This is a genomic window from Cryobacterium shii (assembly GCF_004402595.1).
Taxonomy (GTDB): domain Bacteria; phylum Actinomycetota; class Actinomycetes; order Actinomycetales; family Microbacteriaceae; genus Cryobacterium; species Cryobacterium shii.
Genome location: NZ_SOFY01000043.1, coordinates 1 through 11,194 on the forward strand (window position 1 = coordinate 1; position 11,194 = coordinate 11,194).

The 11,194-nt window shown below is 58.8% G+C and carries 8 protein-coding genes and 2 pseudogenes; 4 read left to right on the top strand and 6 right to left on the bottom strand.

Annotation, left to right across the window (positions count from 1 at the left end; genetic code table 11):
* From E3O49_RS08290 to E3O49_RS17090, 3 genes and pseudogenes are all read left to right on the top strand, one after another.
* The coding region (locus E3O49_RS08290; protein WP_160141058.1) for an ATP-binding protein at positions 1-190 on the top strand (190 nt) is incomplete at its 5' end.
* 119 nt (positions 191-309) lie between these two features.
* Positions 310-531 (top strand): annotated as a pseudogene (locus E3O49_RS08295) (ATP-binding protein); the annotation flags it as partial.
* A 172-nt stretch (positions 532-703) separates the two neighbouring features.
* Positions 704-854: pseudogene (locus E3O49_RS17090) on the top strand (transposase); the annotation flags it as partial.
* 214 nt (positions 855-1,068) lie between these two features.
* Here E3O49_RS17090 and E3O49_RS08300 read toward each other — a convergent pair.
* Genes E3O49_RS08300 through E3O49_RS08320 form a run of 5 tightly spaced genes read right to left on the bottom strand, consistent with a single transcriptional unit; the run spans position 1,069 to position 6,204 of the window.
* Positions 1,069-2,193, bottom strand: coding sequence for a glycosyltransferase (locus E3O49_RS08300; RefSeq protein WP_134451339.1), 1,125 nt, complete (start codon positions 2,191-2,193; stop codon positions 1,069-1,071).
* A complete protein-coding gene (locus tag E3O49_RS08305) occupies positions 2,111-3,388 on the bottom strand; it encodes a hypothetical protein (RefSeq protein ID WP_134451341.1) in 1,278 nt (425 codons plus the stop codon). The genes E3O49_RS08300 and E3O49_RS08305 overlap by 83 nt, the downstream gene beginning before the upstream one ends.
* Positions 3,385-4,515 (bottom strand): glycosyltransferase family 4 protein, encoded by a 1,131-nt coding sequence (locus E3O49_RS19020; RefSeq protein ID WP_134451342.1) that lies wholly within the window; start codon positions 4,513-4,515, stop codon positions 3,385-3,387. The genes E3O49_RS08305 and E3O49_RS19020 overlap by 4 nt, the downstream gene beginning before the upstream one ends.
* Positions 4,493-5,389, bottom strand: coding sequence for a glycosyltransferase family 2 protein (locus E3O49_RS08315; protein ID WP_160141061.1), 897 nt, complete (start codon positions 5,387-5,389; stop codon positions 4,493-4,495). Before E3O49_RS08315 ends, E3O49_RS19020 begins: the two co-directional genes overlap by 23 nt.
* A 23-nt stretch (positions 5,390-5,412) precedes the next feature.
* Positions 5,413-6,204, bottom strand: a complete 792-nt coding sequence (locus tag E3O49_RS08320; RefSeq protein WP_134451346.1) for an MATE family efflux transporter — start codon at positions 6,202-6,204, stop codon at positions 5,413-5,415.
* Between the two features lie 987 nt (positions 6,205-7,191).
* On the opposite strand from E3O49_RS08320, the gene E3O49_RS08325 reads away from it, so the two are divergent.
* A complete protein-coding gene (locus E3O49_RS08325; RefSeq protein ID WP_160141062.1) occupies positions 7,192-8,271 on the top strand; it encodes an acyltransferase family protein in 1,080 nt (359 codons plus the stop codon).
* Between the two features lie 716 nt (positions 8,272-8,987).
* Here E3O49_RS08325 and E3O49_RS08330 read toward each other — a convergent pair.
* A protein-coding gene (locus tag E3O49_RS08330) for an IS3 family transposase (protein WP_134451349.1) occupies positions 8,988-10,384 on the bottom strand; the annotation gives its coding sequence in 2 pieces (ribosomal slippage) (positions 8,988-10,060 and positions 10,060-10,384; 1,398 coding nt in all).
* Positions 10,385-11,194 lie beyond the last annotated feature (810 nt).

The window sequence follows — 11,194 nt, forward strand, 5'->3', positions numbered from 1 at the left end:
CACCACGAACCGGCCCGTCGGCGCCTGGGGCGAGATCCTCGGCGACACCACCGTCGCCGCCGCGATGCTCGACAGGCTCCTGCACCGATCCGTCGTCGTTACCCTCGACGGCGGCTCCTACCGGCTCCGCAACCACGCCGCCCAATCCAACGAACTCCGCCGCGTGACAACGGGCACAAACTTCCGCTAATCTATCCCCGCGACCTGGGGAGCTTCGATGAGCAGGACTGGGGAATTTCGCTGAGCGCCGTCACCGGNACCTGGGGAGCTTCGATGAGCAGGACTGGGGAATTTCGCTGAGCGCCGTCACCGGACGACAACACCCGCAGCATGCTCCTCGAACTCCTGGAGCGCCGCTACGACATCACCTCGACCGTGTTCTGCACCCAGTACGCCAAGAAGGACTGGCATCAGCGACTGGGCTCCGGCGTTCACGCCGACGCGATCATGGACCGCATCGTGCACCGCACGATCTGGATCGAGACCGGCGGCACCAACATGCGCGAACACACCGCGGACAACGCGGCGTGACCCACGCCGGTGAGCGCGAGCTGAACCGCTGGCGCTCACCGGCAATACCCAGTGGCGCTGAAACGCAATATTCAGTGGCGCTCAACCGCAATAACTGGTGGCGCTCAAGGGGTCAAATACTCACAAGATCGCGTCCCTCTTCACCGACGGCGTGTTCTTCGCTCACGCCGGCAAGCCCTGGCAGCGCGGCTCCATTGAGAACATGAACGGATTGCTGCGGCAGTACTTCCCCAAGCACACCGACCTCGCCATCCACAGCGCCCGATGACCTCGCCGCTGTCGCGATCAAGATCAACAACAGGCCCCGAAAGCGACTCGGATGACCCGCCCAGCTCCTCGCCGACGTACTACGCTCCACCGAACCAATCAGTATCGCGAGGACCGCTGGAATTCGCCCTAGAACTCGCCGCGTGTTACTGGTCTACGTTTCGAGGTGCGCTGACAGTAGCTTCCCGCAATCGCCCTTACTGGTCGGTTGTCGGCGTTACTGGCCCTGATTTAGTTGGCGTTGTCAGGCGACCTGCGCCGCGTTAGTAGTCAGAGGTGGCTGGCAGTGAGCGTCGCCTCATAGAGTGTTTGATACTCGTCGCACATCCGTGACAACCCGTACTGTAAGCCCTGACTGCGAATAGCAGGGTCTGTGGGCCACGTGGTGCTCGCTGCGGCAGCGCACAGCGCATCTGAAAGGCCTTGAGCCGACATTGGAGGTGCGATGAAACCAACCTTGCCTGCGACTGCCCGGCACGCGCCAACATCTGTCACGACGGGCGTCAAGCCGCACTGTAATGCCTCCACCAAAGAAACAGGGAATGCCTCAGTGCGTGAGCTGAGGCAGAAAATGTCAGATGCGTGCAGCGCTTGTAGTGGCGAATCGAGTTCGCCGACGAGCGACACCTCGTTCTGGATTCCAAGCCGTTTGGTCAGTCCGACTAGCTCCATATTTGCCTGTTCAAGGCCACGGCCGACCAGTAGAAGACGCATGTTCGGAAATTGCTTCACCGCGAGACAAAACGCTTTCAGCAGAGTCTCCTGGTCTTTGTCCGCGTGAAACCGTGCCACATGGGCAACAACGATTGCATCTCGTGCAAGAGCCCATCTGTCTCGGGCTAGGGCACGCGCCGCCTTCGAGGCTGGCTCCATCTTTGAATTATCGGCACCGACCATGACGATGGTGCCTTTACGGCGAGTGAATCCCGCACGCTCATGAGCGTATTTCGAGGCATCAGCAACATAGACAACCGCACCGCATACCCTGCTGGCGATTAGGCAGCCTCCGGCTATCGCGCGTGTTGGTAGTGACAACCCGGTGTCAAACGGATTCGTGTGATGGACGGCCATGATGACGCGAGACTTGTCGCGAACGAAAAGAGACGATAGAAAGCCTGCGTGGTACATCCAGGCATGGACGATATCTGCCTCGGATGCTCGCAAAGCAGAGCGCAGGCTGAACAGAGCTTTCAGCTTGTGCGCCAAGACAATCTCCAGCCCGAACTCTCGCACTGAGATTCCAGCAGCTTCCAAGATCGATTTTTGGCGACCGGCGGCTAGGAGGGTAAAAACCTCGACATCATGATGACCTTCATGTTGAGCCAGTGCCAGAGAAACGAGGAGACGTTCGGCTCCTCCCAGTTCTAAGTTCGGGATAACGTGTACTATCTTCATTTTTGTGCCTTACCTCAATCATCAGCGCCAAGAAAAGCCAGATCGGACTCAGTGCGACGTAGCTCGTTGAGAAGGCAACGCCGGCGACCCACCCAATCAGGAGTGCCATTGGAAAGCGTCGTTCACGTCTTCGCACGCACATGCCTATTACGACGATCATGGCTACGAGCGCGATAAGACCACCCTCTGCGAAAACCAACACAACAATGGAGTAGATCGCGCCTAGCCCAGTGTCTTGATCAGCGAGAATTTGTGCGCTTTGCCCAGGGCCCGTGCCGAACAGTAGGGAACCCAGATTCCCGAAGGGTTGAGCGAGGCCCTCAACAATACTTCTGAAGCGCAATTGAGATGAGTTGTTCCCGACTACATTGATTCGCCCAGCGCTGATCATTGGCAGAAGCAACACGGATAAACCGGCTAACGCCCAAATGACGAACTCCAGCAGCGAGAATCTGCGCGTGCTAGAACGCCTGTATGCGAGCAAAATGAGGAAACCGCCAAGGAGCAAGAAAACCGAGTAAAGCGTCTGACTGAAAAGAATCAGCCCTGTACCGGCAGCTGTCGCGGCAAGCGCAAGAACTCTCCGCGTTGCCTCTGGCCGAAGGCCGTACCAGAACAAGAAGAGGACCCAAGGCCCAATTGCTGCGGCCATTGCAGAGGGTTCAGGAAATAGACCAAATGGCCGCTTGACGTACGTCGCGTACTCCGAGGAGATTCCTTGTAAGTCAGCGAAGCTTGGATTATTTAGGACCTCCAAGAACGGAAACGAACCATTGGCAAAGGACCAGAGTTGCCATGCCCCTGCGGCCGCGTGGATGCAGATTGCCAGGGCCACTGGCTTGATCAACCACTCAGGTGGGGTGTCTCGCAAGAGCATTCCCGCGACCGGAAGAATCAGCAAAGCAAAAGAAACGGTCAGGGCAGCCCGAACGCCCAGAGCCGAATCAATATTTGCACCGAAAAGCGAGAGCGCGGTTAGTGAAATCAGCACTGGAAGTAGCAGGAGAACGAAGGCCAGCGTTGACCTTGAACGAAGAACCATCGGCAGGGCGAATACGAAGATCAGCAGGGTGATCGCTTGATTGAGCTGAACGCCTGTGTTTTCGCCCAGGTTGAAGATGGAAGGATATGGGAAGAAGCATAGGAAAGTTAGCGTCTGTAGAGCGATCTTCTTGAAGCTAAATGGGGGCCTCATTGCCCTCGCCTATAAGTATCCACGAGCTGCCTTGCTACGGCCCCGGGTGCCAACTCAAGACGGGAACGGGCAAATCCTGAGCTGTACTCGCCTCTGCTCGCTTTGTCATGTGCCTGGCGCATCGCCGTCGCAAGTGATGCGGGCTCCGGCGAGGCGATCTCGCCGATTCCATACTCGCGTACAAGGTCGGGAAGTCCGCCAACCGCTGTGACAACGGTCGCTAATCCGTGAGCGGCAGCCAAGTGGGTCACGCCACTCTGGGCCTGAAAATGGAGGTACGGCGCTACCAGAACTAGGTGTTGGCTGAATATTTGTGGGACATCAGCATCGACTGCGAAACCGGGGGTGAATGTGCAGTTCGTTAACTGCAGGGCTGCAAGCTGGACTCTCACCGCGTCCACCACTTGGTCTGACCCAGACCCAACTATTGACGCACGTGGGTTCCCGAGAAGCGCGAGTGCTTCGATAAAGAGGGGGAGCCCCTTAGCCTCGCGCAAGTGTCCGAAGAATAGATATCCGCTTGGGCGCTCGACTCTCAGGAGGCGGCCAGCGTTCCAGATTGGGTGTCGGACCACCGAAATCTTCCCGGGACTCACCCGGGCTGTTCTGACAAGTTCCTCGGCCAAATTGCTGGAATGCACAATCAACAGGTCTGCTGAGCGCCAAGCTCGTATCCTGGCGGATTGCATAAGCATCGACACGAGGCCTGAGGTTTCGTGGGGAGAAACGTTGTGGACTGTGATCACCGTTCGGTAGCCGGCCCTTCGGGCGGCACGCACGATGCGCGAAGGAAATAGCGATGGCAGCTCCTGGAAGTGACAAACGTCGGTGCCGGCACACTCCAACTCAGCCAGAGCCGCTCGTTTGAACGCGCGAGGCTGACTCAGGTAGACCCAAATCCGATCAAGAATTCTGCGAGCACCAAGCTTGGAAAGGTCGGGGGCCTTGAGAACGTCAAGTTGTCGAACGATTCTGGATTCGGGTGCTCCGTGGGCTGTAATCACGACCACATCTTCTAGAGCCTGTAGTGCCTCAGCGAGTTCCATTACGTAACGGCGATGGCCGCCCAGCGTGGTGTGGAGATATTGAATTATCTTCACAGAATCACAGTTTCGCGAGAACGGCATGTGGATCAGTCCGTGCTGAGGCTGCCCCCGTCATGTTGTCGCGAAGTTCGCGCCAACGGAGAAGAAGCGTCGGGCGGCACACGAAGTCCCATACCCAGGTGCTCAGCCACATTGCGCGATGGACACCTACTTGGCGTGTTGCGAGAATCAATCCGTTCCGAGCCATGAACACGCGGCCCAACCGTCCGTCCGTGCTGCCCGTCGTCGCCCCTACTTGGTGGTCAACGAGTGGCAGGTGAATCACCCGCGCCCGTAATAAAGGAGCGCGAAGCTGCCACTCGAGTTCTTCCTTGTACAGAAAAAAGAACTCATCAAACCAACCTCGTTTTTCGAAACTTGTGAGTGGAATGAACATGCTGCACCCGTTCACCCAGTCAGTTGGAGAGTGCCCGGTCGCGTCCATTTCCTCAAGCGGGAGCCCGAAGTTGTTGTGTGTAGCTCGACCAGTTCGCCTCGAGATCCGCCCTCCACCGAACCAGCACGAGTCGCCTTGCATCACGTACGATCCGAGAATCTCAACCAGGGGCTCATCGTCATACGCCTGCACAAAATGCGCAATTGAAGAATGGTCGACAACGACATCATTATTCAGAATCCAAATGAACTTGAAGCCCGCTGATTTGGCTGCGGCTGCACCAGCATTCACCGCTCCGGCGTACCCCGAATTTTCTGTCCTGTCCAAGACCCTGACAGCGCTCATGGGCTGACAGACCCAATCGCTTGGGCCGTTGTTCACGACATAGATCTGACCTGGCGCGGGGTTCAGCTTCTGAACCGATTCAATAGCCCGCTCAGTCAGGCTCTGTTCGCCGTAGTGGACGATGATAACTGCCACCGATGACGCATCTGTCCTGTTTTTTGGAATTGATTTCACGCAAAGGCTCCGGCCATGTGCATTCATGAGATTGGAATCGCAGGCACTTCTGCCCTGACAAAAGAGCGAAATTGACGTCTTACCAACAGCAAAGTCACGGCTTGGCTGATAACGAGAACAGTCCCCGGACCGTAGATCCCCATTATGGAAATCGCTGGCCAAAGCAAGGCGAGGTGAATTGCGGCCCCGATGGCACTTGCCTGCCACTCAACTCTAGTAAGTCCAAGCTGCCGGGCAGTAATCGTCGCGATGGCCCCGTTCAGTTGAATGATGTACCCACAAAACAACAGGATCGCTGGCGCTATGGCCGCGGTGTATTCCGGCCCGCCTAATAGCGGAACTCCGACCACGATGCCAGCAACTCCGAGTACCGCGTATATCCACAACGTCTTGCGCCAACTTTTGTCCGCCTGCTTGCTTCGGCCAATAATCTGCAGTCTCGTGCCAGTGAGGCTGCGCACGATTGGTGCCACTGACATCAGGGGCAGGTTTCGCAGGGCCAACGCGACCATTGCCGCGAGCCCGAAGACACCTGCGGCCGTCGGGGAGGCTATCGCTGTCACTGCGATTATGGGCAACTGGAGGACCGGGACACCGGAAAGATTAGTCAACCAAATCCGCGAGCTGAACGTTCCGAACTGACGAATCTCTGTCCGGGTCAGCCACCGGTCGATCTTCCAGATCGGTAAACGGATCGCTGCGTAACAGATCACGATGGACAGTTGGACGGCCTGGGCCATCAGAACCTGGGCGACTGTCAGATGAAGAATTATTGACGCAACAAGGACGATTCCTGCGTAGGTTGCCTGGCTCACCAGGATTACCAAGGCTGTCTGTCTGAAGTCCCCGACAGCTTGCAGCGCCGTTAGAAATGCGTTTCCGATCGGGGTTAGGACGATCAAACAAAGAAAGACGAGAACCGTCTGATCGGGTGATGATGTTCTCGAGGAGATTAACGCGTAGAGGGAGGCGTGCCAAGGGAGAATGACCAGCAAACAAAGAGCGCCAAACACGAAGTAGTACGTGACGGCTGCGGCAACGTACCTCGTACATCCCGATCGCCCATCTCTGTTCTGCGCAACCGCCATGAACCGAAATAAGGATGACCCAACACCGAGATCGACTAGCTGGACGCTACCTAGCAGGGCTACTAGGGTGGCCCAGAGCCCGAATTCCGTGGTGCCGAGTGCCCGGGTCAATAATGGAGTCATCGCTAGGTTCGACGCCACTGGGATTATTGACGCTAGGACACTGAAATGCCTGTCTCCCAGTACCACCATTTGAGGGCGACGTTTGCGTGATCGCTCCGGTTTCGAGTTAGACAGGGTCGGTCTCCATCATTTCGCTTTGCACATTCAAAGTCATCGCGCCCTGCGAGACAACCATTCCGGCTTTCGACCAGCTTGACTAAACTACATTGCGAGTCGATCAGTCGGTGCGGACCGAGACGACAGCGTGCGGCGCGCTCCTTTTTTCACGGGCGCACCGTTTCTAACCTTCGCATTCGCCTCCGACCGTCTCGTCCGCCGGTTCCTTGCAACTCCGCCGTTGGTCTTCTTCGCAGCCAACCGAGGGACGGTACTAAGGTTTGGATACGTTTCTTCGGTTGGCTCAAAGCAGCGACGGAAGCCGTTGGCTCATTGGCAGATCGGTACTGGCTATCTTCTTGGCGTGGCTTGACGCCTTCATGATGGCGGTATTTCTTTGGCTGATCGCAAGTGAGAACTCGGTGATCTCTAGGTATCCCTCGACCTGATTCTGTGGGAATTGATGCGATGCCGCGGGGCTATAGGCTCAGACGCATGACGCTGGGGGAAAGTTACGCCAAAGAACGACCGAATGGGCTCAACGCGTTGCGCCTACTGCTCGCAATCGGGGTCATCTTTTGGCACTCATTCCCGCTGACTGGGACTCAGTTCGCAGGCGGCGAACCAGCGCGGCAGCTGCTCGAAAATCTCTGCGTAGACGGGTTCTTCGCTATCTCGGGGTATCTAATCACAAAGAGTTGGCTACGGAGCCCCCGCGTCAGGATGTTCATTGTGGCACGGACATTGAGAATTCTGCCCGCCTTTTGGGTGTGCTTGATCGCTACTGCCCTGATCTTCGCGCCACTCGGCACCTGGTTCGCAGGGGGGGACCCGCTTCGGACGATCACGTCCCCCGAATCAATCACCTACGTCGTCAAAAATGCTGGGCTGTGGATGGTGCAGTTTGGGATCGCGGGGACTCCGCTCAACGTTCCATTCGAGGGCGCGTGGAACGGCTCACTGTGGACGCTTGCATATGAGTTCATGTGTTATCTGGCCATCCTGGCCCTCGGCGTCGCAGGACTTCTCCGGAGGAGCTGGGCGCTCTGGGGGGCGTATGCACTTGTCTGGATTGCGACCTTCGTGCACCTGATTGAGATCGCGGGGATTGAGCTCCTCGGCACGTCATTTCGCTTCGCACTTACCTTCATCGCGGGCGCCCTGCTGTCAAAGTATGAAAATAAAATCAGGCTGTCATGGGGCGGCGTTGCGATTGCGTTCGCTCTTGTGGTCGCTGCGGCGTGGCTTCCCAATTATCTCCTGCTGGCGGCCCCGGCAATCGCATATGGTTTCGTCGGCCTCGGCGGGCTGGTGAGTCACCAGCGGTTGGCGTTCAGGAACGATTTTTCATACGGAATGTACATCTATGCGTTTCCTATGCAGCAGATCCTCGCGAGCGCCGGCCTTTCGTTCTTTGGGGTGGTCGGGTTCGGGCTTGTTGCGAGTCTTTTCACAATCCCGTTGGCGATGGCGAGCTGGTTCCTGATTGAGCGACCCGCTAGTCGTCTTAATGGGCGTCTGCAGGCTCGACTTCGGCTGAGCAGTACGCGGAAGTCAGCGCCCGTGTTGGTGTAGCACGCACGGCAGGAGGACTGAGATTTTTACCGGTTCAAGCAGAGCAATCGGCTTGTTTGAGCGAATACGGATTTCTGAATCAGCTACCGCGCAGACGTGCCCTGCGGGCGAACGACTAGGTGGCTACGCGGCGATGCAACTGCTCGTGATCCCTTTTCAACTCCCAGGATAATAATCGGAGTCATGGAGCCAGCTATCGGCGAGCAGGGCTCACGGCCCGGTTCGCTCCATCGTGTTCCTGACGACCGATCGGTACCCCTCCCCCGAGCGCGAGAATCGAGCAAAAAGGAGTCGGTGGGGGCGCTTGGCGCAGTCGAGCACAGGAACGCCCCGCCAAGGCCGAGGAACTCGGCCGGAGCGGCTCAATGTCTTTCCTTAAGGTGATCAATGCGAGCAACATGCGGCGTCCCCAGCGGGCCGTTGGGTAAAGTCCACGTGCGCCGGACAAGACCGTGCACACCTCCAAGGTGGCCGTGCTCGGGCGAAGCCACAGGCCGCATTCTGATACCGTGCTGGACTCGCGCACATTCGATTTGGTCCTGCAGCTGTGGGCAAGAGGTCCACGCGTTGGCGACTGGCCCGCAGGGAGAACTCTCGTCTGCAGCATCCGAAAGTAACCGACTCGACCAGCATCGAGGCGGCGGTGCGTGGCGACGGCGTCGTTCTACTCGTTTGGCGGGGCGGAATTTGTCAAGGTGAATGAGGCCAGCGTGAGTTTAGGCGGCTAGTTTCGGCTCTTCTTCTTGTGCGTCGGCTGGCTTGTTGATCCAGGCCGCGTCGGGGGTGGCGAGGATCTTCGGGTCGAGGTTGGTGCTGAAACGCTCCGGGTTCCGGGCTCGGGCTGCGGCGAGGGTCGCTGCCCGCTCGGCGGCTTTGCCGGCTGCGAGGCCGTAGTGGACGTCTGCAGGCGTGTTCAGCCCGATGCCGGTGTGCCGGTGGGTGTGGTTGTAACCCTCGACGAAGGTATTCATGAACCGTCTGGCGTCGCCGAGGCTGGCGAAGCGTTCCGGGAAAACCGGGGCGAACTTCAACGTCTTGAACCACGCCTCCGAGTACGGGTTGTCGTTGCTGACCCGGGGCCGGGAGTGCGACTTTGTGACTTCGAGATCCGAGAGCAGGGCTGCGACGGTCTTGCTCGTCATTGACGTTCCGCGGTCGGCGTGGACGACCTGCGGGGTGCCATGGATGCCGAAGGTTTCGGTCATCATCTCGGCGGCGAGGACCGCGGACTCGGCCGGATGGACCTTCACGCCGACGATGTATCGGGAGTAGATATCGATCATCACGTAGGCGTCGAAGTACTTGCCCTTGATCGGGCCGGGCAGTTTGGTGATGTCCCACGTATAGACCTGGCCGGGGCCGGTGGCGACCAGTTCCGGGATCGCCCGGGCCGGGTGACGGTCCAGGCGGCGGCGTTCCTTGACCTGCTTGTTCTCGGCCAACACCCGGTAGATCGTTGAGATCGACGCCAAATACACGCCCTCATCGAGCAGCTGCGCGTAGATCTGGATCGGCGGCAAGTCCACGAACCGGGCCGAGTTCACCACCGCCAGGATCCGGGCCCGCTCGAGGACATCGAGCCGGTTCGCCGGCACCAATACTGGCCGGGCGACCCGGGTGCGGGGCGCCCGGGTCGCGGTCGCCCGCGGCAACCCGACCAGCCCGGCGGCCGTCCGAGTAGGAACGCCGCGGCCGGTCAGGTCGCGGTAGGTGGTCATCACGGTTTCGTCTGCGGTGTTTCGTCCCGCGAGCTCTTCGAAAGATTTTCGAGTAGCTCGTGCATTTTTGACATGATCTCCAACGCCACCCCCGTCGTTTCCAGACGCCGTTCCGTCAGATCGAGCTGGCGGCGGAGCCGGGCGATCTCGGCCTGATCGGGCATGAGCCGGCCGATCTTCTCCCCAGGTTTCTTGCCCTGCAGCACGCCCGCATCGCGCAGCTTTCGCCACTCCGTGATCTGCGAGGAATAGATGCCCTGCTCCCGCAGATACGCGCCGCCCCCGTTCCGCGAGATGGCGTCCTCGTAGGCGGCGAGGTGGTCGAGTTTCTGCTGCGGCGTGAACGACCGCCGGGGCGTGGGACCGCCCGCGCGGGGGCCGGAACTGCTGTTCATCATGGAACTATCGTCGCGCACGGCGATCAACGATGGGCTGGACATGGTGGGACTTCCTGATTCTCGCCCTACGTCAAACGGCGGACTTGCTCTGAGCTACTGGCCTCAACTCACCCTGACACGTAGGGGGGCGGTGTGGGTGTTTACGCCTGGAGTCTCGGCAACACCTTCAATAGTCAGACGTGAGGATCTCGAACGATTTCCACGTGGAAGGGATACTGCCTCCGGCGGAAAGCAGTGACGCGATAACCCAGGCAGAACGCCCGCGTAGTCTGAGACGAGGGGATCGGGAACTTTATATCACCGGCCAATTCACGCCACGCTTTCGCGGACGGCGGCTCTCAGCGTGGAACGAGCAAGTCTTCTTCGTAGCCGTGCTTGTCTGGACGCCGACGACAGAATCTCCCACAAACCACTCCAAGATCAGCGAATTGGTTGGGGCGTTACTGCCTACGTGACGTTGACCGCGCGTGGTCGGCGCACGGGGTGTCAGCGACAGTTTCTTCATTGGAGCTGCTCGGCTTGCGTGTGACGCCAGGTCCCGCACCCCGCAAAGTCGGACACCGGCACCTTACCGAACGGGCAATCGGTCGCGGCCAGCGATCAACTTAAGCTCAGAGCCGTGCACTAGAGCTTCATGCCGACACTCTCGGAGCACACCCAGCCGGGGGCTAGGCGACTGGCTTGGTCGGCGGTGCCCACTGCCCCGGCGGTCAAGTCCAAATGTGTGGTGTAACGGGTTTTCCGCGTGATTCTTGGATTTCTAGGCGCTGAGGGCGCCGAGTTCGGTTGTGGGTTCCTCCTTGTCGG

Bases quoted from the DNA above. Each gene is read 5' to 3' on its own strand.
- E3O49_RS08300 (WP_134451339.1), bottom strand. From the start codon at position 2,193: ATGAAGATAGTACACGTTATCCCGAACTTAGAACTGGGAGGAGCCGAA.
- E3O49_RS08305 (WP_134451341.1), bottom strand. From the start codon at position 3,388: ATGAGGCCCCCATTTAGCTTCAAGAAGATCGCTCTACAGACGCTAACT.
- E3O49_RS19020 (WP_134451342.1), bottom strand. From the start codon at position 4,515: ATGCCGTTCTCGCGAAACTGTGATTCTGTGAAGATAATTCAATATCTC.
- E3O49_RS08325 (WP_160141062.1), top strand. From the start codon at position 7,192: ATGACGCTGGGGGAAAGTTACGCCAAAGAACGACCGAATGGGCTCAAC.